The organism is Ignavibacterium sp., assembly GCA_032027145.1.
Lineage (GTDB): Bacteria > Bacteroidota > Ignavibacteria > Ignavibacteriales > Ignavibacteriaceae > IGN3.
In genome coordinates, this window is sequence record JAVSMP010000001.1 from 3,305,413 (window position 1) to 3,329,476 (window position 24,064).

A 24,064-nucleotide genomic window follows, 5' to 3' on the forward strand; every position below is an offset into this window, starting at 1 on the left:
GTGAATCAAAATGCTATATATATTTTTTCACCATTACTGTTTGCCTCCGGTGAAGAAAATCTGATTAAGAATTTTAGTGAAACTGATTCGAACTTCTTCAAAGCTACATTGTACCTTAACATAATGGATAATATTCTTAAGAGAAAAGATAAAACTGATTTGTTTGTAATTTTATCTAAGGATGAGATGTATTCCGAATTTGAAGCTGTAAATGATTTTAAGCTGATTACTGCAGAACAGAATTCAATTGAAGTCCTTCAATCAGAGCAGATAACCAAAGAGTTTAGTAATCATAAATACAATATCTTAGTGGCTGGTAATGTAGTAAATTTAAGTTCGTCTGATATCGACAAATTTTTTAACCTGCTTGGGATAGATGAAAAAACTATTCTGATATCCAAATCTTCATCTAACAAAATATCTGCATTCGGATTGTGCGGATACACAGAAGAGTTAGTTAGATTTTTCATTGAATCTGAGTTATCAATTCAAAAATTTCTCGGTTTTAACAAATCCTGCGATTACTATATTACATTAGCCAAGGACCTTTTTGAAGTTACAGACACAAACGATTTTAAAAAATTATATATTGATTTATCACAAAAAGCCAGTCAGGAATATTGTTCACAAGATATTCATGAAAGGTTTACACATTTGTTTATAGAATATAAGGATTTACTTAAATGAGCCGGATAGGGATATTTGGAGGAACTTTTGACCCAATCCATAATGGACATCTGATAACAGCACAGTCTGTTAGAGAACTTAGAAATCTTGATAAAGTTGTTTTTATTCCAACTTATATCTCACCGCATAAGCAGCAAAAAGCTGCATCAACCGCTGAGCATAGAATTAATATGCTCAGAATTGCTTTAAATGATGTTCCCTTTTTTGAATGCTCAGATTTCGAAATTAAACAGCATACTATTTCATATACTATTGATACACTGCGCGAGTTTAAAAAGTATTATGATGAGATAGATTTAATAATCGGTTATGATAACATTTTCCAGTTTCACACCTGGAAAGAACCAGATGAAATTTTAAAACTGGCAAACATAGTCGTCTTAAAAAGAAAATCTTCACATCCATTAGATTTTGTTGATAAGTATGTTGAAGCAGCAATATTTGTTCAGACTCGTGGAATCGAAATCAGTGCAACTGATATCAGAAACAGAGTTAACGCCGGTTTGCCAATTTATTATCTTGTACCGGAAAAAGTTTTAGAATATATAAATAATAATAATCTTTATAAGGAAGACTGATTGAAAATTTTAGTTACCGGAGGAGCAGGATTTATTGCTTCTCAAGTTGCGGATGCCTTTATTAATGATGGACATCAGGTTGTGGTTTTAGATGACTTATCAACAGGTTTTGAAAAAAATATTAATCCAAAAGCCAAATTTGTCAAAGCAAATATCTGTGATAAAGAATTAACAGAGTTGTTTGAAAAAGAAAAGTTTGATGTTGTAAATCATCACGCAGCTCAAATGGATGTCAGAAGATCTGTAAAAGATCCTGTTTTTGATGCTACAACAAATATATTAGGCACTATAAATCTGCTGCAAAACTGTATTAAATATAATGTAAAGAAATTTATGTTTGCCTCAACCGGCGGCGCTGTTTATGGAGAGCAGGATTACTTTCCTGCAGATGAAAAGCATAACACTCAGCCAAAATCACCTTACGGAATTTCTAAACTTGCTGTAGAAAAATATCTTTACTTCTATAATTCCGAGTATAACTTAAATTATACAATTCTGAGATATGCAAATATTTATGGACCAAGACAAAATCCATTTGGCGAAGCAGGTGTTGTTGCTATCTTTTCTACAAAATTATTGAAGGGTGAACAGCCAATTATTAATGGCAATGGTAAACAGACCCGCGATTATGTTTATGTCGGCGATGTTGTTAAAGCAAATGTTATAACAATTAATGACAGCAATTCCAGTATCTACAATATCGGAACAGGTATTGAAACTGATGTAAACCAATTATTTAATTATCTTAATGAAATTACAAAAGCTAATAAGGAAGAAAAACATGGACCTGCTGCGCCCGGAGAGCAGATGAGAAGCGTTATTACTTCAAATAAAATGTTTGCTAAGTTTGGCTGGTGTCCAAATACAAAACTTGAAGATGGACTAAAAGCAACGGTAGATTTCTTTAAATCCAATTTGTGAAGTAATGATCAACAAGAATCTAATTGAAAATCTTTATAAAACTGACCGCAGGTCTGTAGCTCGTGTTATCTCAATCATTGAATCTGATAACTTGCTTACTTCCGAATACCTGAAAGAAATATACAGCAAAACCGGAAACGCATATCGGATTGGTATTACAGGACCACCCGGTGCAGGTAAAAGTACAATTACAAATCAGCTTACAAAATGTTTTTTGAATGACAATAAAAAAATCGGGATAATTGCTGTTGATCCGACATCTCCTTTTACCGGCGGTGCTTTATTGGGTGATAGAATTAGAATGACAGATATTGGTATGAATGATAATGTGTTTATCAGAAGTATGGCAACAAGAGGCAGTTTGGGTGGTTTATCTAAAAAGGCGGTTGATGCAGCTGATGTTCTGGACGCCGCAGGATTTGATATTATTATTTTAGAAACTGTTGGCGTAGGGCAGTCTGAACTTGATATTGCGAGTGCTGCAGATACTACAATTGTTGTTCTGGTTCCAGAAAGCGGTGATTCTGTTCAGGCAATGAAAGCAGGATTGATGGAAATAGCTGATTTTTTTGTTCTTAATAAAAGTGAAAGACCCGGCGCACATCAGGCATATACTGCTTTGCAGACAATATTGTTGATAAAAGACCGTGATGAAAATTCGTGGAAGCCGGATATCATTAAAACAATTGCTTCTGAAAATAAAGGCATAGATGAAATAGTAAAAGAAATTGAACGGCATAAATTTTATATGAAAGATAAAGATCTTTTTTTTGCTAAAAGAGAAAATCAGGCAAAGATTAGAATTAAAGAAATTGTTGAACACAAACTTAAAGATGAACTTTGGAGTGAGACAGGAGAAAAATCATTGAACGCTTTTTTACAAAAAGTAATTCCAGGCAGCTTTTCACCTTATCATATTGCAGAAAAAATAATACAGGAATTTAAAGACAGAATTTAAATGGAGTTTTAGTGGAACAGATACCTTTTATACCGGAGTTAACAGAGAATCAGATTATTATCAGAGATACTATAAAAGATTTTGCTGAAAATAATATTCGACCTGTTATTATGAAATACGATGAATCTCAGGAATTTCCGATGGAAATTATGAAACAACTTGGAGAATTAGGATTCCTTGGCATACTTGTACCTGAAGAGTTTGGAGGAGCAGGTTTAGGTTATGTTGAATATGCTTTAATTATTGAAGAAATTTCTAAAGTAGATCCATCAATCGGACTTTCTGTTGCTGCACATAATGGATTGTGCACAAATCATATCAATCTTTTTGGTAATCCAGAACAAAAGAAAAAATATTTACCTGATTTAGCAAGCGGCAAAAAAATCGGTGCCTGGGGTTTAACCGAAGCTGTTTCGGGCAGTGATGCAGCAGGATTAAAAAGCACGGCTGTTAAAGATGGAAACTATTGGATTCTAAATGGAACTAAACAATTTACCACTCATGGCAGTGTTGCTGAAACTTATGTTGTTATGGCAATTACAAATAAAGAAAATGGGAAAAAAGGAATCTCTGCTTTCATACTTGAAAAAGGAATGCAGGGATTAATTATTGGCAGGAAAGAAAATAAACTTGGAATGCGTGCAAGTGATACTACACAATTAGCTTTTGAAAATTGTAAAGTTCCTGCAGAAAATTTGTTAGGTGAAGAAGGAATGGGATTTATAAATTCAATGATGGTATTGGAAGGCGGTAGAATTTCGATTGCTGCAAATAGTATGGGATTGGCTCAGGGTGCATTAGAAGCTGCTGTAAAATACTCAAAAGAGCGCAAACAGTTTGGAAAACATCTGGCAGATTTTCAAGCAATACAATTTAAACTTGCAGATATGCAGACAAATATAGATGCAGCAAGACTGCTGACATATCGTGCGGCATGGATGAAAGACAATGGAATTCCAAATACAAAAGAAGCTGCTACAGCAAAATTATTTGCAAGCGAAATTGCAGAAAAAGCAGCAAACGAAGCTGTTCAGATTTTAGGCGGTTATGGTTTTATAAAAGAATATCCAGTTGAAAAATTTTACAGAGACGTTAAACTTCTTACGATTGGAGAAGGAACATCCGAAATACAACGCATAGTTATTGCAAGAGATTTATTGAAGGATTAAAAATAATGAGGCAAATCGGAAATAAATTATCTGAAGATAGCTCTTTTCTTAAACGCGAAGATTTTCAAAAAGAATTGTTACGAAAACTAAACGCTGTAAAAGATAAGGTAAAAGAAGGCGGTGGTAAAAAAGCAATTGAGAAACATAAAGCAAAAGGTAAATTAACTGCGCGTGTAAGAATTGAAAAACTCATTGATAATCCAAAGGATTTTTTTGAATTAAGTACTCTTGCTGCCTATGGAATGTATGATGAGTTTGGAGATGCACCATCTTCCGGAACAATTTATGGAATTGGAAAAATCCATAATAGACTTTGTGTAATTGTTGCAAATGATGCAACTGTGAAAGCCGGTGCCTGGTTTCCAATTACTGTAAAGAAAAATCTTCGTGCGCAGGAAATTGCAATGGAAAATTGTTTGCCGATTATCTATCTGGTTGATAGTGCCGGTGTTTTTCTACCAATGCAGGATGAAATTTTTCCTGATAAAGAACACTTTGGAAGAGTATTTCGTAATAATGCAAAAATGTCTTCAATGGGGATTCCACAAATAGCTGCTATAATGGGACCTTGTGTTGCCGGTGGAGCTTATCTGCCAATTATGAGTGATGAGGCATTGATAGTTGAAGGTGAGGGTTCAGTTTTTCTTGCCGGCTCTCATCTTGTTCGTGCTGCTATTGGAGAAGTAATTGATAATGAAAAACTTGGAGGCGCATCAGTTCAGTCAAACATTTCAGGTGTTACCGATTATATAATGAAAAATGATGATGAGTGTATTCAACAAATCAGAAACTTGATCGAAAAGTTTGCGAAAAGAAATTCTGCTGGTTTTGATAGAGTTAAAAATAAACTTCCTAAATATCCGACAAAAGAAATTTTAGGTATTTTACCCGAAGATACAATCAAACCTTATGATTCTTATGAATTACTTTCACGCATTGTTGATAACTCCGAAATTGATGAATACAAAGCTGGTTACGGAAAAACAATTATTACTGCTTATGCAAGAATTGATGGCTGGGCTGTTGGAATAGTTGCTAATCAAAGGAGCGTTGTTAAAACAGAACAAGGAGAAATGCAGGTTGGCGGAGTTATCTATTCTGACTCAGCAGATAAAGCTGCAAGATTTATTATGAATTGTAATCAGAAAAAAATCCCTTTGATTTTTTTACAGGATGTTACAGGTTTTATGGTCGGCAGTAAAGCCGAGCATGGCGGTATAATTAAAGATGGAGCAAAAATGGTTAATGCTGTTGCAAATTCAGTTGTACCTAAAATTACTATTATTGTTGGAAACAGTTATGGTGCCGGTAATTATGCAATGTGCGGAAAAGCTTATGACCCCCGATTTATTTTTGCATATCCAAATGCAAGAATCTCTGTAATGGGCGGCAGTCAGGCTGGCAGTGTTTTACTGGATATAAAAATTAAACAAGAAGAAAAAAGCGGTAAAAAATTAAGCGATGCTGAAAAGAAAAAACTCCTTAACGATATAATCAAATCTTATGATGAAAAAAGCTATCCATCATACGCTGCAGCAAGATTATGGATTGATGAAATTATTGATCCTTCACAAACCCGTGAATGGATTTCTATGTGTCTGGAAACTGCTGATAATAATCCTGATATACCAAGATTTAATCCCGGAGTAATTCAGGTTTAAAAACGTAATCTATATAATCCTGCTGGATGAAGCTTTTTGGACAGCCTGCATTTTATTATTTACCTGCAGTTTTTTGTAGATGTTTTCGATGTGTTTTCTAACTGTAAAAGGTGAGATAAATAATTTCTCAGCTATCTGGATATAATCAAATCCCTTTTTTAAAAACTCCAATACTTCAACTTCTCTTTTAGATAAGTTAAAATCCTCTTGAGGATCTTCTGAAATTATATCTGAAGATTGTTTTAATAATTTAAGCGTTTTAGATGCAATTGCTGCAGACATCGGAGCGCCGCCATTTAAAACCATATCAATACTTTCAACTATTTTCTCAACTGATTCATCTTTTAACAAATATCCGCTTGCACCTGATTTGATTGCCTTTAATATTTTGTCTTCATCATCAAATACAGTAAGCATTACAATTTTTATTTCAGGAAATTTTTCATTGATTTTAGCTGTTGCAACAATACCACTCATTACCGGCATTTCAATATCCATAAGTATAACATCAGGTAAATCTGATACATTTAAATAATCAACTATTTCCAAACCATTTTTTGCTCGGAACACCATTGAATATTTATTGGGGAATAAAGCAAGTTTTTCTATCAAAGATTTTGCTAGAAAATCATTATCCTCGGCTATAGCAATTTTAACTTTCATATTATCTATTATTCTTGTTAAAAAGTTAAATTACAAATCCTGTTAGTTCAATAAGGCAGATGTAGTAATTATTTTTGATTGATCCTGAAAGAATTTTAATCTGCAAATTATTGTAGTGCCTGTTTCATTACTTAACAGATTTAATTCCGCACCAGCCTTTTCGCATCTTGATTTCATATTATTAAGTCCATTGCCTTCCATGTTTTGTTTAGGATCAAATCCTTTTCCATTATCCTTAATAATTATTTCCAAACCATTTTCGTAATTATTAAATACTATTTCAATCTTACTTCCGCCGGAGTATTTTAGTGCATTCTGAATTGCTTCCTGAACTATTCTAAACAAATTAAGTATTTGGATAGATGACAATTTAAGATATCCATTAAAATTATTCTGGAAAGAAATCTTGACACTACCTAAACTTGAATTCAATTTTTGAATCATCTCATTTAATTTTATTGTCAATTTTTCACTATCCCCTTCTTCCTGTTTCATAGCCCAAATAGTATTTCTTAAATCATAGAGTGCATCTTTACTAAAACTTTTCAAAACACTTAGTCTTTGATAAACATCTTCCTGAGGGTGAGAATATGTCAGATTATCCAGTGAGCTGATAATAAATGTCAACTGAGAGCCGATGTTATCATGCAATTCCCTTGAAATGTTTAATTTTTCTTCAGCTATTTCTTTTTCAAGTTCTGTATTCTTCAACTGACTTTTAAATTCAACTTCTTTAACAATCTTAATCCGCTTTAATTGCTGATATCTGTATATTCCAATTAACAGCAGCACCAAAAGAATAACTACTACAAGAGCAAATATCAGCAACTGATTTCTGCTTTCAAGTTTATACTGACTTTCTTTTATTTGTAAATTTTTTTGTTCTGTTTCATAAGCAATCTCCAGCTGTGCTACTTTTTCATTTGTCTCTATATTAAAAATACTGTCTTTATAGGCAGAGTATTTTTGATATGTATCTAAAGCTTTATATAGGTTGTTTTTTTGTTTATACAGCTCAGTAAGATTTTGGTAACAATACAAAACCATATAATTATAATCTAAAGAATCAGCCATCTTCTGACACTTTTCATAGCTATCAATTGCTTCATCAATCCTGCCTTGCATTTTCAGAAAATCTGCATGTATGGATAAGTTTTCTACCCGACCAAAATTACCTGATTCTTTACTGCGATATTCATCGGATACTGCCAAATATTTATTCGCTTCTTTAAATTTTCCCTGAGCGGCTTTTAAGACAGCAATTTTATTCAGACTATAAGGTATTCCAATATTATCTTTGTTTCTCTTTTTTATTTCAAGTGCCTTTGTGTAATAAAGTAAGGCACTATCTGCATCTGATTCCATCTCTTTCAATACACCGTAATTATCAAACAGTTTACCCAATCTACTTTCAGGAATTTGGTGCTCATTGGCAATATTTAAAGCTTCCTGCATATATGCAACGGCTTTATTTAAATCGCGCCTTTTTAACTGATAACCATACTCACCATAGGCATTACTTAATTCATCATACATTTGCTGACTTAAGAATATTTTAAAAGACTCAATATGATATTGAGTTGATTTATCATAATCGCCTCTTAGATAATAAACCAGAGCAAGATTACTTAAAGCTATTCCTTCACCGCGCGGATATGATATTGATCGAGCTTTTATAAAATTTTCTGTAAATATTTTTGCTGATCTACCAAGATTTGAAACTACAACTTCGTAACTGATTGAATTTATTGAATCAATACTGCGTTTAACATCCTGGCTAAAAGAAATACAATTAAAAGCCAGAAATGCAATTATTACTCTGACACAACAATAATTTTTCATCAGTAAATTTAAATAATTTGTAATCTGTTATTAGATTTCTAAAGCAAATATAATATACTTGTATAAATCTAATTATATCTTGAACAATAAATTTTCAATATTGCTTTTAATTATTCTTTCGGTTCTGTTCACTTCAATTATTTATCCTCAGCAAAGCCAAATATCCAGAACAGTAAATCATATTTCAGAATATATTGCATCTGAAAAATTTATATCAATCAGAAATCAATTCGGGGATCTGGCTGCTAGCGATTCAATTTACTCTGAAGCTGTAAGGTATTGTGCAGGTGATATTGGAGATGCGTTACTATGTTTAATGTTGGCAACAGTGCCTTATCGCGAAGTTCCGATCTCCATACCTTTAATTAATTCAGTAATATACTATCCATTAACATCTGCAGATGAGGAAACATTTCATAAAAAAAACGAAAACCTTCCAAGATATTTGTTCATTGATTCTCCTGATAATGATTATGGTGATAAAGATAAACTAGCTCATTTTTTTGGAAGCGCATTCTTATCATACGAGTCATGTATCTTTGATTTGGGAAGGCTAATTGGTTATTTTGTGGAAGTGTTTGAAGAAAATTTCAAAGTTCAGTCTAAAGTCGATTATCGCGATTTAGATGTTAATGATTATGGAAGATTATTTGGCAATCTGCTAAAAAAAGATAACACAATTTTACCGTCAAAAATATTTTTATTAAGATCATTTAGTTTTTTAAGAGTTACATTATGAAATCTGTACTAATTATAGATGATGAACTTCTGATTTGTGAAAGCATCAATATGATTCTTGAATATGAAGGATATGATGTTGAATTTACAACTAGTGCAATTGAAGGATTAGAAAAATTTTCATCGAAAGATTTTGCTGCTGTTTTTCTCGATATTCAAATGCCGGAGTTAAATGGATTTGAAGTACTAAAAAAAATAAAAGAACAAAAACAATCTGCTTCAGTAATAATTATTTCTGCTCATGGAAGTGTTGAAAACGCAATTAAAGCCACCCGATTAGGTGCGTTTGATTTTCTTGAGAAACCTATTGATAGAGATAAACTTTTAATAAGTGTCCGTAATGCAACTGAAAGCGCTTCTTTAAAAGAAGAATACGAAGAAATAAAAAAAGTATGGGTAGGTGATGGTGAGATTCTGGGAAAGAGCAAAGCTATCAGGAACATTCTGCAAATGATTGATAAAGTTGCACCGCTTGATACCCGTGTTTTGATTACTGGCGAAAACGGAACCGGGAAAGAACTTGTTGCAAGAGCTATTCATAATAATAGCGAAAGAAAAGATAAATCTTTTGTGGAGGTAAATTGTGCAGCTATCCCAAATGAATTAATCGAATCTGAATTATTCGGACACGAAAAAGGTTCTTTCACTGGCGCTGTTCAGCAACGAATTGGCAGATTTGAACTTGCAAATAAAGGTACATTATTTTTAGATGAAGTAGGCGATATGTCTTTGCAGGCACAGGCAAAAGTATTAAGGGCAATTGAAGATGGTAAGATTGAAAGAGTTGGCGGCGGCAAAAAAATTGATGTTGATGTTCGTTTAATTGCTGCTACAAATAAAAATCTAAAGGATGAAATTTCAAAAGGAACTTTCAGAGAAGATTTATTCCACAGATTAAATGTAATCCCAATAAATGTACCTCCTCTTCGCGAGAGATTAGAAGATATTCCAATTTTAGTTAATCACTTTGCAAATGATATTTCTTTAAAGCATAAAAAACCTTTAACCAGGTTTTCTGATGATGCAATACAGGTTCTGAAAAATCAATCCTGGACGGGTAATGTGCGTGAGTTAAGAAATATTGTTGAGCGGATAATAATTATCGTTGATAAAAGAGAAATCAGTCAAAAAGATATTGATTTTATGTTTGCAAGTAATCAACAATCAGTTGATGATCTTGTTGATACAAGCAATTCATTTCAGGAATTTAAAGAAAAAGCTGAGCGTGTTTTTATTCTTAAGCAGCTAATTGCAAATAATTGGAACATAAGCAAAACTGCAGAAATTCTTGATATTCAAAGAAGCCATCTTTATAATAAAATGAAAAAATATGGAATTGAGAAGGAGGAATAATGCCGACAATTTTCTCTAAAATTATCAGCAAAGAAATACCAGCTGATATTGTTTATGAATCTGAAAATGTTCTTGCATTTAAAGATATCAAACCTCAGGCACCGGTTCACATTCTTATTATCCCAAAAATTGAAATACCTAAAGTAACTGAGATTAAAGGAAGTGAGCATTCAGCCCTTCTTGGTGAAATGATAGATGCAGCTAATAAAATTGCAAAGGATTTAGATATAGCAGATGATGGATTCAGATTAGTTTTTAATTGCGGTAATAACGGCGGTCAGGAAGTTTATCATTTGCATTTGCATCTGCTTGGCGGCAGAAAAATGAACTGGCCTCCGGGATGATAGAGAGAATATCAGGCAGCCCATCAAATCTGAAAATAATTTTCCATCCCTTTTAATTTTTTATCTTCTTGTGTTCTTCCGAACAATAAAGATTCATATCCAAACTTATCTCTTACCTTTGTAACTGCCCTTAACATTTGTTTTCTTTTTATTTCATAATCTTCAAACAAATATTCCTGTTCATTTAAAGGAGAAAAATTTGTAACACCAACACCTATTAACCTTACACCAACTCTTCTGGTTCTTGCTTTCTTCATTAAATCCCATGCAGTCTCAAAAATAATTTTATCATCATCTGTTGGTTTTATTGTTTTTGAGCGAGTTAAAGTTTGGAAATCTGTATAGCGGAGTTTTATATCGATTGTTGATGCTTCCCAGCCTCTTTTTCTTAATGATTGTGCAACTTTTCCGGTTAGATAGAATAAAGTACTTCCAAGTTCTTCTTCATTTGTTACATCATTATTAAAAGTAGTTTCGCGCGAAATACTTTTTCTTTTCCTTTGAATTGTTAAATATTCTATTCCTTCACCGTTTGCTTTACGCCAAAGCTCAATTCCGTATTTACCAAATGCAGTTCCAAAATAATCTGAAGGTAATTTTGTTATATCAGCTATCTGAAATATTCCGCGATTATTTAAGCTTTGTTTCATAACTTTTCCAACACCTGGAATTGTTTCAACAGGCATTGGAGCTAAGAATTCTCTTTCCATTCCCGGAATTATATATGTTATGCCTTTTGGTTTCATACAATCTGAACCGATCTTTGCAATAGTTTTGTTGCTGCCAATTCCAATTGATATCGGCAAACCAATTTTATCCCATATTTCTTTTTGTAATCTTGTAGCAAATCCAAACATTGAGCCGTACATTTTTTGTGTTCCGCTCATATCAAGATAAAACTCATCAATTGATGCCTGTTCAATCAAAGGGGCATATTGTTCTAAAATATTTTTTACAACTTGCGAAAATCTTGTGTACTCATCACCATGTCCATGTAAGTAAACACCGTGTGGACAAAGTTTGTATGCGGTTCTGATTGGCATTGCAGAATGTAATCCAAATGCCCGTGCTTCATAAGAACAAGCAGCAACAACTCCCCTTCCGTATTTTGGATCGCCTCCGACAATTACAGGTTTGCCATTAAGCTTTGGGTCGAGAATTCTCTCTACAGAAACAAAAAATGCATCAAGATCAAGATGAAAAATTGTTCTCATAAATAGTTATTCAATTCGTAGTATCATCCTTTAACTCAGCCCGGGGTAACAAAGCTGATGTAATACTGAGCAGTGTTGAAGTATGCTCACATAATTCATTGAATCTCCTTCAGCCTCTGATAAGCCTTAACAATTGTCGGCGGCATATTAACTTTTCTCTTTTCTTCAAGTAAATGAATCAACTCAAAAGCATTTGCTATCGCATCGCCTTGCGGATGATTATTCATTATCACATTTACTTCTTTCACTTTATGCAGTACAGATTTTATCTTTTGTTCAATTTCCACAAGTTCGCCAGGTGAATAGAGATAATTGTACCGGGAACTTTGCTCCTCATAAGTTTGCGCTTTTCCGAAGTTAGATAAAGATTTTTTCCAGGCTTCAACATTTCTTCCGTGAAATCTGATATAAGCTTTGTCGTTAGTAACTACAGGATTAAACCCAATTGCCTTTCCAATTTGCGGTTGATCAATAGTGCAAAAGGTCAAGTCATTTTCTTTAAAGAAATCCAGTGCACGATTATTATTCCAGCTTTGATGACGAACTTCAACAAAACAACTAACATCAGAAAAAATATTTTTAAGCTTTTGTATATACTGAATAGAATTTCCATCAAAAGAATATGAATAAGGAAACTGAATTAACAATCCTCCAAGTCTCTCAGATTTTTTTAACCGCTCCAGATTATAACGAACATCTTTTATATTTTGCTCATCATACTTTCTCTTATGTGTAAAATCCTGATGAAGCTTAATATGAAAAACAAAGTCATCTGTATTTTCAACTTTTCTTATCCATCCATCAACTACTTTATGGCTTATATAACTATAGTAAGTGGAATTAACTTCAACACAATTAAAATAATGTGCATAAAACTGCAGCCAGTCAAATCCGGCAGATTGATTTTTTGGATAAAAATTCGGCACCCAATCTTTATATGACCAGCCTGCAGTGCCAATGTTAAATTTCGGGTTCATTACTTTATTTTAATTTTAAATACATATAATAAACACATTTGTTAACCTTCTAAGCTTAGTAAAGAAGCAGTTATACTTCTTTTTTTTCCATACTTCTGTATATGCCTACAACTATTCCAACAACTTGAAATAATGTATATTTTTTATCAATAACAATTGGTTTGTATTCAGGATTCTCAGAAATCAGTTCTATCTCATTTTTCTTCTTATAAAATCTTTTTACTACAGCAGCATCATCAAGTATTGCAACAACTATTTGTCCGTTCTTCGGTTCAAGATTTGGATTAACAATTACTATATCGCCGCTGAAAATATAAGCATCTTTTAAGCTGTCACCTTTTACACGAAGTAAAAATGAATCCTGAGGCATTTTAGCTATTGTAGGAAGTTTAACTGTATCAATAGCATCTGGATAGATAGTCAGTGGATTACCTGCGGCAACTTCTCCAAGTATTGGTTTAGGAACAAAATACTTATCGTCAAGAGTTAACTCTATTCCACGGGAAAGTTTTGGGTTCTTCTTTATATATCCTTTTTTTTCGATTGCATGCAGATGCTGCTGAACAGTTGCTCTGTTTGAGTAGCCGAAATAATTTGCAATATCAGCAAGGGTTGGCGGAATCCCCTTGCCTTTTATCTGATCAATTAAATAATCCAGAATATTCTTTTGGATCTCTGTTAATTCTTTTTTCATAAACTATATCTATAACAAAATACCATACATTTGTATGGCAACATAAATTGATATAGTATAAATGTCAAGTACAGATAAAAAAAATCCTCTTAGTTGTAAAAACCAAGAGGATTAAAAACTTTATTAAAGATTTTTCATCTAGAAAGGAATATCTTTTCAAGAGAGGCTATCATTTTTTCTCTAAAAATGGGTTTAGAAATAAAATCATCAAATCCAGCAGCTATAAATTTTTCCTTATCACCAGGAAGTACATAAGCAGTAACAGCAATAACTGGAATTGAGCTGAATGCGGGCATCGTTTTAATTATCTTAAGTGCATCAAGTCCATTATACTCACCCTGTAAATTTATATCCATAACTATAAAATCAAACTGATGATCGAACAAAAGCAATTGTGCTTCTTCAAAACTAACTGCAAATTTTACATCTCGCAATTCTTTTAACTGAACTTTAAACAAAAGCTGAGAATCTATCTGATCTTCAATGTATAAACAATTCAGTTTAGACAGGTCTAATGATTTTACAGGAACAACTTCAGGAGTCTCCTCTTTAACTTCCTGCTGGGGTATTAAACTTTCTTGTTCAGGTAATTGATCGCCTTTATTAGCAGTCTCTGCTTGTACATCAAGAGTTTCATCCTGCTCAAAACTGGTTACTACTTCTTCATCAGCTGCATTTTCATCTAAAATATTTTCAGAAAGTTTACTCAATATCTCCTGTGATACTGGCGGTACAGGTTTAAAAATATCATCATCTGCTGCAGGTATTTCCTGCCCAGTAGTTAAATCAACATCTTCTGACTTCTCAATTTCCTCTGAAACTTGTTTCTGATCAGCAACTGCATTTTTATAAATTATAACATCAGGTTGAGTCCGGGCAGTTTCAAATCTGCTTTTTGAAGACAATGTCAAATTGAAAACAAATCCTGTTTCAGGTCTTAAAGTCTGAGCTGATGAACGATAAAATCTTCCGCCAAGATATTCAAGCAGTACTCTTGACAAATATGTAGTTAGCTTTGGTAAACCGAAATCTTTAGGATCGCGGTTATTTTCATAAACCTGCTCAAGTACATTTGCAACATATTCTGAAGGATTTCCATATTGGTCGCTTAAGCCAATTAAAAATGTATCATTATCAAGCGGAAATGCAGAGAAATATACTTTTTTGTCCTTACTTAATCTTGAAACAACTTTAATTACTGTAAGAACGAAACTTTCAAACTTATGCAGATCACTTTTAAATTTTAAAGATGAAGAAATTTTTCCATACAAAAACTGTATGTCATTAATACCCGAAATATTCTGAATATTTTCATCAAGCTTTTCGATAATATCTGTAATGCTAATATCATCAACTTTTAATGGTGCCCTATTTTGAAGTATATCTGAATACTCAACAACGGAATTCATTGTATCCATCATCTTTATACGATTTTGATTGATGATTTCTGCCGCTTCCTTTTGTTCTTCAGTTGGACTTTCAGTACTGCTTATCAGCTCCTGAGAAAAACCAATTATAACATTTATCGGAGTCAGAATTTCATGGAACATTCCTGAGAGGAAGTTCGAATCAAATATTACAGTTCTTTTATCTTCTTCAACAGGTTTTTCAACTGCAATTTCTCTTACAATTTCTTTAATGATTTCTTTTGGTTCAGATAGAACTGTCTTTGGTTTTAATATTAAAGTAAATGAATCGGTCTCACCTTCAAAATCCATAATCGGGTAGGCTGATAGATAACATTCTATAACTCTTCCATCAGATGATTTGATTGTTGTTTCAAGCTCAATAGCATCTTTTATATGATATTGAAAAATTGAAGTATTAATCAATGCTCTTTCGTCATCAATAACAAGACTTGCAAATGAAGAGCGTAATAATTCATCCGCATTATAACCGAATGTTTTAACAGAATTCTGGTTAACATAAGTTATAAACCCGGCTGCATCTGTGGTTAATATCATCAAATCCGATTGTGCAAAAATTGCACGAAGCATTTGATTCTGTTTATCTTTCTCTATGCTATCGGTAATATCATTTACAATATTAAAATGAGCTTCTCTATCATTAAAGATAAATGATGTTTTACTAATCTTAACTAAAATGATAGTTCCGTCTTTTTTCCTATGTCTGAAAGGTTTACTGAAACTAGCTGTTGAAGTTTCATCACCAGAAGAATCGAGAAGAGTTTGAATATCTTCAGGCGAATACAGATCAGTTAAATCCATCTGAAGAAATTCATCTCGGGTGTAACCGTACAGATTTACAGCAGCTTCATTAACTTCAAGAAACTTTAAGTTTTCTTTATCGTATATTAAAACCGGTTCTGGATTCTTTTGAATTAAAACGTCAAACATTTCTCCTCTATTAGTTAAAATGAATTCTATTTCATCTTCATAAATCTTTTCATCAATAATCAATTCAAGAGTAATGAGTACTGCTTTTTCTGAGTTGAATTCTGAAACCTGCTTACAAAAATACAGTTTATATTTGTATTCAACATTCTTTTTATCATCAAAAAATAAAGTATCAGTTGTAAGATCAGTTAATTCACTTTCAATAAACGAAATAAATTTTTCAACTAAGTCCTCAGAAAATAAATCACTTAATTTTTTATTTAATATTTCTTCGGAATTTTCATTTGTAATTTCAAGAAATTTCTGATTACATAACTTAAAATTTCCCTTAAAGTCTGCTATCGCTAATGGATCTTTAAAACTTTCTAAGATTTCCCTAAAAAAACCCGTTAATTTGCCTGTCCCGCCGTATTCTGTCTTATTATCAACTATCAGACCAAGTATATAATTTACTTGTCCATTATGATCAAGAATTGGTATCTGTAAAAGATCTTGCGAAACCTTAAAATTTACATTTTTTTTAATAAACCCTTCTAAAATTACAGGTTTTTTGTTCTGACATACAAACTGATTTACAAGTTGTATTGATAATTGCTTATGAAGCGGTAAAAACATCTCATGTTTTTTACCTGATGCAAAACTTTTTTCAACATCCAGATTATTAGCAAATGCATCATTTACACATATAAGTTTATCATCTGAAGTTTTAATCCATATCGGCTCTGAAAAATCATCAATTATTTTTTGAACATTTTTTAATGACAGAATAGTAAAAGGAAAATTAGAACTGACTGCATCAAACAATTCCTTAATTGCAGGATAAACTAATTTTAATTTTTCAATTGAAACAGAAGAATTAATAATGCCGGTCAGATTATCACTGATTTCATTTTTCCTGGAAAAAAAGAGAATTGTATTTATGCCGTACTCTGATGATATTGTTTCGAGAACTAACTCATAATCTTCTGTCGTTCCCGTTTTTAATTTCAGTGATATATTTCGTTCTATCAGTTTAGTAGATGTATTTATAGACAATCCGATTAAGTCACTTAATTCGATAACCGTATCAGGTTCAAAAACCTGATCAAGATTAACATTATGATCATCAATCAGAAAATTTGAAATTGCGTTTTGATTGGTAAAAACAATTTCTTGTGATTCATCCAGAATGATAAGTGGATTACCAAGCTTATCAGCAGTTTTACTAAAAAACTCTAACCATTCTTTATTTAAGGTTAACACATTTAAGCCAATAATCAATAGGTTGATACTACTACTTCATTTGAATAATCTGAATATCTTACTGAATCAAATCCTCTTACCCGATAAGCATAATTCTGTTGCAATTGAATATTAAAATCAAGATACAAATTATTTCCTGCATTCACTCTTTTTAATAATGCAAAATTACCATTTTCTGTTTTTCTTTCTATATCAAAAAACAAGATTCTATTATCATTATTTATCCACCTAAGTTCCACAACCGGTACAGTACTATCATAATTTGCAGATAAATTCGTTGGAGGATTAAGTATTGTAGAATTTAATACAATGCTTGCCACCTGACTAACTGCTGAATCCGAATTGCTAAAGTTTTTTATTCTGTAAAAATAAGTTAATCCTAATGTCAGTCCACTCTTGGGATCTACATATTGAGTGGTATTTGGCGGCAAATATGCTACTGAACTAAATAAAATGTTATCAGTGCTTTTTTCAACAGAAAAATAATTTTCATTATCACTATTATCAGTCCAGTTAATCCGAATCGAATAATCTTCAAGAATCTGAAGAGTAAGATTAGTTGCAGGTAATAAATCGCCTGAACTGATAACTCCAGAAGTATTTACTTCAGAGCTAAACTCAGATACACCAGATAATTTTACTCCTCTTATTTTGTAATAATAAGTTTTACTTGAATCCAGCCCGTTATCATTTGTATTAAAAGATGCTCCGGATAATTTCTGATGCAAAAGATATTCACCATCAAGTCCTGTTTTTCTCCACAGTTCGTACTGCTCTATATATTTTGAAGAATCCATCCAGCTAATGTTACAAGTGCCATTTTTAAAATTAATAAGTCTTACATTGTACGGTTTGAACGGAAGGCGTTCATCTTTAATAATCGTTATATCCGAAATAATATTGCTTTTGTATGACTTCCCTTCATTGTCATAAAATATAATATATAAGTTGTAAATTTTATTTACTTGGCTTGAATCAAAAAAGTAGTTTACTGGCGGAAGTGTGCCATCAGAATTGGGAGGAATATTTTTTATAAAATTTCCATTTATATACAATTCCAGAAATTTTACCGAATAAGGCTGATTAACATTATAATAAATATTAACTAATCCTTCGGAAATTTCATCTCCGCTTTGGGGATAAGTAATCTGAATTTTCTTTCCATCATTCAGATAATTTTCAGGTTCAGAACTCCACTCAGCGCAAGAAACATAAAAAAACGCCAGCAAGAAAAATATCTTAATATAAAGGTAAGAGAAGTAATTATTAAAAAAATTATTTCGAACAATTTTAATCATCACCTGCCTGAATTGAAAATAATTTTTTCTTCTGATCTTGGCAGGATTTCATTTATAAATATCTTTTTCATACCGTTTCCTGAATCGACAGAATAATTTAAAAAAGATTTTCTCTTATCAGATACAACATTAAAATCATTAATATTTACATATAAAATAATGTCTTTAAGTTCAACCGGATTATCGTTTCTTACAGTAATTTCAATACTCTGATTATTCTGAACACTTACTTTTATTTCTCTTTCAAGATTCAATTTATTTCTTAGTACAGTAAGGTTGGTAAATACAGTACGATCATTTACTTTGTTTTTGAGATCTTTCAGAAAATTATTTTCGACATCAGTATTGCAATCAATCTTGGGTATATAATAAACTACTTCCACAGGTTCATTAAAATAAGTTCTAGAAGCTGAGCCAACAGTTAAAAACAAACTCCCATCATTTGTTAATTGTGTCCCAGAAACCTTTTCATTAAAAAGTATAAAATTTTTTATTCCATATTCTTTTAATTGAGTAATCTGTGAGGGATCAAAATCAGAGGAAATAAATACCGACTGCACAGTTATATTATTCAAAGATTCAAAGCTTCTTAAGTAATCAATAATATTACTATTATTTTTATTATACTGGATTGTTGATCTTAAATCTAAAATAATCTGTTCCTCAGGAACCTTATTCAGCAAACTCTTATCAAGCTGTGATATTTCGCTAATTACAATATGCGGATTAAAACTATTTAGTATTAAAACATCAGCAAAATCTTTGTTAAAGGCATTATTATACTGCATAAGGAGAAGCTTTATTTGCTCTTTTTTATTAATAGTTAAATATGGGAATGCAGAAACTTCAATATCTAACCATTTTATGGAATCCAGTAAGAACTGTTCAAAGTTGTGATACTCTTCAGAGCCGCCAATCAGATCTGTTAATCCAAATCCGATAAAAACAAATTTGCCAGAATTATTTTTTCCATAAACTATTGAACTAATTTCAGAATTATTATCCGCATTCAAAATATAACCAGCAGTGGAATAATTATATCTTCCTAAATCAACACACTGATTTTCGCTTTTTACAGCAACTAAAAAATCCGAATAATTTTTGAACGAATTTATTGGACTTTGAAATATTGTCTGAGTGAAACCAAGCCTTTTATTTAGCACCTGATTTTTTAACATTATACCAAACAAATCTTTTAACTCGTTTGTATTACTGTTCATCAAAGCTGAGTTAAAAGCATTTGCTGATAGAATAGATTTACCTGCCAGTAAAAAATTTTTAATTACTAAATACTTTTCAATTGATTGAACATTATACCGCGGTAATACCAAAATATCGAAATCATCCTCTAAACCAGTAACCAGATCTTCATCATAAATAACTTTGTAATTAATTTTATACTGCATTAAAAAGATTTCCCATGCAGTAAACTCATCTAAATAAGAATTGGTATTTGTGAAAAATGTTTTTTGAGAATAATCTGAATATAAAACAGCAATCCGGTTATGCGCATTTAACTCAATTGAAGTAAATAAAATAAGAGTGATGATTAAAGCAGATATTTTAGTTTGAGTATTCAATTTGTCTGTGGTAATTATTTTATTTGATCATAATCTATATAATACTGTCTTGATTCACCTGGTTTAAGATCGTCTATAAAAAGATAAACCATTTGAGAACCATTACTGTGTTTTACACTAGCCGGTTTCGTTCCGATTAACTCAGATCCAATTGTAACATTATTTGCAAAATCATTTAAATCGATATCTATAACAAGATTATTAATATTTTCCACACCTGGATTTGAAACTTTAACCGCTACTCTTGATTTGCCTCTTCTATCGGATCTGATTTCAATATAGTCCCTTTTTTCATACCATTTCTGAATTTCAGAAGCTGTGGTAATCCAGAACTTTTTTCGTTTTAAGTCTTTAACTATATCTCTTACAACTCCGATATTTTCACTCCTGCACTGATAATCTGTATGGACTTTGAATATGTACATTCCACCCTCAAATAGAGTACGGTCTAAATCCTCCTGATAAGTATAAAACTGAAAATCAGGAATCGTCAAACCAAAATCTCTAATTACTTCATAATCATCACGTGCTGTTTTTGTCATTGTAACAATGCGTTTATCACCGCGTATAATAGTTTTTGGAACAGAGCGGTCTGTAAGAGAATCAGTTAATACATATTTATAATCAGCATACACTACTGCATTTAGAGTGTTATTATCAAACAATCCGTACAATGGAAGCAAACCAGTTACACTTTTAGATACAATGTTTTCAAGAACACCTTTAGCCTTTGAAATTTTCTGAAGCTGTAAATCATAATTATTAAGCTTATTATCTTTATCATTAATTGAATTTAAAAAACCGATATCTACTAATGCACCTACTTCACCGTAATTAGAAATATTTTTCAATATACTTTTATTAATTTCTGCAGTTAGCGGGTCAACAAAAAAAGTAGCAGTTAGACCTTCATCTCTTAAAACAGGCAGCAGATTATTTATATTTTCTACTTTTTCTGAAAGAACCGGAATAATAACAGCAGCAGCTTCATAACCTGTAGGCCAATCTCTTACATAAGCAATTGGTGCATATAAAAGCCATTTGATTGAGTTATTAAACAATCTTTCGAAGTATATGTAGTCTTCCTGAACACCAATTATAGAATTAAGTTCAAAACCCATCCACATAAATCTGCCTTTACCATAATTTCCAAAAGCAATACCAGCAGATTTTTTTATTTCTTCGCGTACCAATCCATCATCGAGCCGGTAATTATACCAAAAGCTAACTTGCGTAGTCCTTGGATCTAATACTTCCACAGCCATAGGTCTATCCCATGTAGCAACTTTTAGTGGAAATCCTGTAGGAATATTAGCAGTTATTGGTAAACTGCCACAGACAGTATGAATTTTTGAAAACTCGTTTGGTTTTAATTCGTATGAGAATTGGATTCCAAAAACCTGATTGAGAAACTCCCAACCCCGCCATTTACCATCATCAGAATAGGTACCAATTCCACCAGTAGCAAAAACACTGCCTCCTTGTTCCAGATATTTTTTTAATTGTAAAGCTTCTTCGCTGCTTATCGATTTTGTACCTGGAAGAACAATTAATTTATATTTGAAATGCTTACCGGTTTCAACAGTATTATCCGAAATTACATCGTATTTAATATTCAGGTTATCAAGAAATTTTTTCCAGGTTGATAAATTATCATTTAACCAGGTGCTTCCAATTGGTAATGTGTTTTCTGTGTATTTGGAATAAAGAATTGCAACTTCAGGTGATTTTCCAAACAGGAAGTCTTCTATAACAGATTGATTTGGAATCACATCATCAATATCAAATCGTCCATATATGCCGCGTAATATAAAATAATATATAAGAAAGGCTGAAATAAGTATTACTATTCCAGATAAAATAATAAAGAATTGATTAACCCTTACCCCGAAGATTTTATTTACCGCCACTTCAGTTCCCCTGAACTTCTATCTTCCTGAGTCGGGATGTACCCTTCAGAAGTATATTTCAGGAATTTATTTTCATCACTACGTCCAGAGTTTACACGCATTCTAACTTTTTGTTTTTCAACTTTAGATTCCTCAGCTTTATATTCTTTTGGCTCAGGAGTAAATTTGGATTGAGCGGGCTGTTGTTGTTTTGTGTATTCCTCTCTTGTTATACCAGGTTCTACAGGCAGTGTTCTCCTTTGCTCGGGTTGAATTGAAACTTTACCAATTGCTGCTTCACTTGGAATAACTAACTCAGCTTTTACAGTAGAAGGTTTTGTTTGAAAGGCATATTGTTGTTTACCTTCTCTAATCTTATAGAGTATATAGGCTCCAACTGCCAGAATAAATGTGCATATAGTGGCAACAAGAATAATAGTGGACAATATCGGTATAAGTTCCATTTAATTTCCTACAGTATTAACGACAATCTTACCTGATTTACCAGATGTACTTCTTTCCAGTTTACCCCATGTCATTCTAATCCCTAAAAATTCTTCAATTGTTGACATGGTTTTACAAATATCGATGATTAAAATAAAAAACATTCTGTAAATAATCGCATACCATACAAGTCTGAATTCTTCTTTCTCTACAGCTACACAATATAGTGCAGTTACAAGATCCAAGATCGCCAATCCCGCCCACCAGAAAAAAATCAGGTGAGAAAACCCAAACAGTAATGCTGCAAAAATAAAAAAAGCATTAGCAGCAATATTCATTGTTGGCCATATCAGCGCTTCATAAGACATCACCCAAAGAATAAAAGCTTGACCAAAATGTGTAGCCGGACTAAGCATAATTTTTTTGTGTTTTCTGATCGATTGCAATATTCCTCTTGTCCATCTGTATCTTTGTTTTAATAACTGCTGCAAAGTAACCGGTGCTTCAGTGTATGATATCGACTTCGGCTCATAATAAATTTTCCAACCTTTTGACAGAAGTTTTAATGTTAAATCAGCATCTTCTGCATAAGTATCACTCGAATAAAATCCTGCCTGTTCAATGGCAGCTTTTCTAAATACTCCAATTGGTCCCGGGATTATATTAACATATCTGAAGTAACTTTGAGCACTTCTTGCCATATTTAATCCCTCAATATATTCAAGAGCCTGCAGATCTGTAAAGAATCTTTTTCTGTTTTGAACTTTAACATTTCCTGCGACAGCACCTATCTTAGGATCTTTAAAGTGTCTTACTGCAACTTTTATTGATTCAGGAGATAACTGAGAATCACCATCCATACAAAGGACATAATCTGCTTTTGAATAAAATATTCCTGCATTCAATGCTCTTGCCTTACCAAGATTAGGCTGATTGATTAAAGAAACTAAAACCTTTCCATAAAGAGCATCCTGAAACCCTACCATTGATTCTGCAATTTGTTTTGTATCATCTGTAGAACCGTCATTGACGATAATAATTTCGTAATTGAAATAATCCAGTTTCAATAATGAAGAAATTGAATCACGAATAATCTTTCCTTCGTTATACACCGGAACTATAATTGAAACAAAAGGCGCAAATCCATTTACAGACGAAAATGTATATTCGTTTATATACAAATACGCTGAGATAAGAATTGCAAAATATCTTACCAGAAGGATAAAGAGAAAAATTACCAGAGCAACAATTATCGAGTATTCAAATAGTGAACTATATGATAGTATAGTGTATGGTAAAGAATAAATGATAATCAGAATAAGCAGTAAAGACATAATTCCGCTTATAAGAATCCTTCGTAAATACTTCTGCTCTAGATTTTCTCCTTTTTTTTCTTCCTCACGGTTTGAAATAGTTATTACAGCACGCTCTACGATTTGGTTAAACTTCATTTCT

At 32.2% G+C, this 24,064-nt stretch carries 20 protein-coding genes; 9 read left to right on the forward strand and 11 right to left on the reverse strand.

Annotated features, from left to right (window positions below; translation table 11 throughout):
• The 6 genes from ROY99_13850 to ROY99_13875 are packed head-to-tail and all read left to right on the forward strand — an operon-like array spanning nt 1 to nt 5,974.
• Nucleotides 1-687, forward strand: a complete 687-nt coding sequence (locus tag ROY99_13850) for a hypothetical protein (protein ID MDT3697461.1) — start codon at nt 1-3, stop codon at nt 685-687.
• Nucleotides 684-1,265, forward strand: a complete 582-nt coding sequence (gene nadD / locus ROY99_13855) for a nicotinate-nucleotide adenylyltransferase (protein MDT3697462.1) — start codon at nt 684-686, stop codon at nt 1,263-1,265. Before ROY99_13850 ends, nadD begins: the two co-directional genes overlap by 4 nt.
• Nucleotides 1,266-2,186: an NAD-dependent epimerase/dehydratase family protein gene (locus tag ROY99_13860; GenBank protein MDT3697463.1), complete on the forward strand. Its 921-nt coding sequence runs from the start codon at nt 1,266-1,268 to the stop codon at nt 2,184-2,186.
• A gap of 4 nt (nt 2,187-2,190) precedes the next feature.
• A complete protein-coding gene (gene meaB, locus ROY99_13865) occupies nt 2,191-3,144 on the forward strand; it encodes a methylmalonyl Co-A mutase-associated GTPase MeaB (protein MDT3697464.1) in 954 nt (317 codons plus the stop codon).
• A gap of 11 nt (nt 3,145-3,155) precedes the next feature.
• Nucleotides 3,156-4,313, forward strand: coding sequence for an acyl-CoA dehydrogenase (locus ROY99_13870; GenBank protein MDT3697465.1), 1,158 nt, complete (start codon nt 3,156-3,158; stop codon nt 4,311-4,313).
• Between the two features lie 5 nt (nt 4,314-4,318).
• Complete coding sequence (locus ROY99_13875) at nt 4,319-5,974, forward strand: carboxyl transferase domain-containing protein (protein MDT3697466.1); 1,656 nt, start codon at nt 4,319-4,321, stop codon at nt 5,972-5,974.
• A 9-nt stretch (nt 5,975-5,983) separates the two neighbouring features.
• Here ROY99_13875 and ROY99_13880 read toward each other — a convergent pair whose 3' ends face one another.
• Both ROY99_13880 and ROY99_13885 read right to left on the reverse strand, forming a co-directional pair.
• Entirely contained in the window at nt 5,984-6,637 is a 654-nt protein-coding gene (locus tag ROY99_13880; protein MDT3697467.1) for a response regulator transcription factor, read from the reverse strand.
• Between the two features lie 42 nt (nt 6,638-6,679).
• Nucleotides 6,680-8,479 carry a histidine kinase gene (locus ROY99_13885; protein ID MDT3697468.1) on the reverse strand — a complete coding sequence of 600 codons (1,800 nt, stop codon included), beginning with the start codon at nt 8,477-8,479 and terminating at the stop codon, nt 6,680-6,682.
• 79 nt (nt 8,480-8,558) lie between these two features.
• Between ROY99_13885 and ROY99_13890 the strand changes: the two genes are divergently transcribed.
• From ROY99_13890 to ROY99_13900, 3 genes are read left to right on the forward strand one after another with little or no spacing between them, the layout of a single operon-like run.
• Entirely contained in the window at nt 8,559-9,218 is a 660-nt protein-coding gene (locus ROY99_13890; protein MDT3697469.1) for a hypothetical protein, read from the forward strand.
• Nucleotides 9,215-10,570: a sigma-54 dependent transcriptional regulator gene (locus ROY99_13895; GenBank protein MDT3697470.1), complete on the forward strand. Its 1,356-nt coding sequence runs from the start codon at nt 9,215-9,217 to the stop codon at nt 10,568-10,570. The genes ROY99_13890 and ROY99_13895 overlap by 4 nt, the downstream gene beginning before the upstream one ends.
• Nucleotides 10,570-10,914 (forward strand): histidine triad nucleotide-binding protein, encoded by a 345-nt coding sequence (locus ROY99_13900; protein ID MDT3697471.1) that lies wholly within the window; start codon nt 10,570-10,572, stop codon nt 10,912-10,914. The genes ROY99_13895 and ROY99_13900 overlap by 1 nt, the downstream gene beginning before the upstream one ends.
• A gap of 23 nt (nt 10,915-10,937) precedes the next feature.
• Here the strand turns inward: ROY99_13900 and dinB are convergent, their stop codons facing one another.
• From dinB to ROY99_13945, 9 genes are all read right to left on the reverse strand, one after another.
• Nucleotides 10,938-12,128, reverse strand: coding sequence for a DNA polymerase IV (gene dinB, locus ROY99_13905; protein MDT3697472.1), 1,191 nt, complete (start codon nt 12,126-12,128; stop codon nt 10,938-10,940).
• 95 nt (nt 12,129-12,223) lie between these two features.
• Nucleotides 12,224-13,105, reverse strand: a complete 882-nt coding sequence (locus ROY99_13910) for a DUF72 domain-containing protein (protein MDT3697473.1) — start codon at nt 13,103-13,105, stop codon at nt 12,224-12,226.
• 70 nt (nt 13,106-13,175) lie between these two features.
• On the reverse strand, nt 13,176-13,799 hold the full coding sequence (gene lexA, locus ROY99_13915; protein MDT3697474.1) for a transcriptional repressor LexA: 624 nt from the start codon (nt 13,797-13,799) through the stop codon (nt 13,176-13,178).
• Nucleotides 13,800-13,933: 134 nt separating this feature from the next.
• Nucleotides 13,934-17,398: a PAS domain S-box protein gene (locus tag ROY99_13920; protein ID MDT3697475.1), complete on the reverse strand. Its 3,465-nt coding sequence runs from the start codon at nt 17,396-17,398 to the stop codon at nt 13,934-13,936.
• A gap of 14 nt (nt 17,399-17,412) precedes the next feature.
• Nucleotides 17,413-18,627 (reverse strand): fibronectin type III domain-containing protein, encoded by a 1,215-nt coding sequence (locus tag ROY99_13925; GenBank protein MDT3697476.1) that lies wholly within the window; start codon nt 18,625-18,627, stop codon nt 17,413-17,415.
• A 68-nt stretch (nt 18,628-18,695) separates the two neighbouring features.
• Entirely contained in the window at nt 18,696-20,276 is a 1,581-nt protein-coding gene (locus ROY99_13930; GenBank protein MDT3697477.1) for a hypothetical protein, read from the reverse strand.
• 14 nt (nt 20,277-20,290) lie between these two features.
• Nucleotides 20,291-22,186 (reverse strand): hypothetical protein, encoded by a 1,896-nt coding sequence (locus ROY99_13935; protein MDT3697478.1) that lies wholly within the window; start codon nt 22,184-22,186, stop codon nt 20,291-20,293.
• Nucleotides 22,177-22,629, reverse strand: coding sequence for a hypothetical protein (locus tag ROY99_13940; protein MDT3697479.1), 453 nt, complete (start codon nt 22,627-22,629; stop codon nt 22,177-22,179). Before ROY99_13940 ends, ROY99_13935 begins: the two co-directional genes overlap by 10 nt.
• Nucleotides 22,630-24,060, reverse strand: a complete 1,431-nt coding sequence (locus ROY99_13945) for a glycosyltransferase (protein ID MDT3697480.1) — start codon at nt 24,058-24,060, stop codon at nt 22,630-22,632.
• Nucleotides 24,061-24,064 lie beyond the last annotated feature (4 nt).

What these genes read in the sequence shown, in the direction of transcription:
- nadD (MDT3697462.1), top strand. Translation starts at nt 684, where the DNA reads ATGAGCCGGATAGGGATATTTGGAGGAACTTTTGACCCAATCCATAAT.
- meaB (MDT3697464.1), top strand. Translation starts at nt 2,191, where the DNA reads ATGATCAACAAGAATCTAATTGAAAATCTTTATAAAACTGACCGCAGG.
- ROY99_13875 (MDT3697466.1), top strand. Translation starts at nt 4,319, where the DNA reads ATGAGGCAAATCGGAAATAAATTATCTGAAGATAGCTCTTTTCTTAAA.
- ROY99_13880 (MDT3697467.1), bottom strand. Translation starts at nt 6,637, where the DNA reads ATGAAAGTTAAAATTGCTATAGCCGAGGATAATGATTTTCTAGCAAAA.
- ROY99_13885 (MDT3697468.1), bottom strand. Translation starts at nt 8,479, where the DNA reads ATGAAAAATTATTGTTGTGTCAGAGTAATAATTGCATTTCTGGCTTTT.
- ROY99_13895 (MDT3697470.1), top strand. Translation starts at nt 9,215, where the DNA reads ATGAAATCTGTACTAATTATAGATGATGAACTTCTGATTTGTGAAAGC.
- ROY99_13900 (MDT3697471.1), top strand. Translation starts at nt 10,570, where the DNA reads ATGCCGACAATTTTCTCTAAAATTATCAGCAAAGAAATACCAGCTGAT.
- dinB (MDT3697472.1), bottom strand. Translation starts at nt 12,128, where the DNA reads ATGAGAACAATTTTTCATCTTGATCTTGATGCATTTTTTGTTTCTGTA.
- ROY99_13910 (MDT3697473.1), bottom strand. Translation starts at nt 13,105, where the DNA reads ATGAACCCGAAATTTAACATTGGCACTGCAGGCTGGTCATATAAAGAT.
- lexA (MDT3697474.1), bottom strand. Translation starts at nt 13,799, where the DNA reads ATGAAAAAAGAATTAACAGAGATCCAAAAGAATATTCTGGATTATTTA.
- ROY99_13940 (MDT3697479.1), bottom strand. Translation starts at nt 22,629, where the DNA reads ATGGAACTTATACCGATATTGTCCACTATTATTCTTGTTGCCACTATA.
- ROY99_13945 (MDT3697480.1), bottom strand. Translation starts at nt 24,060, where the DNA reads ATGAAGTTTAACCAAATCGTAGAGCGTGCTGTAATAACTATTTCAAAC.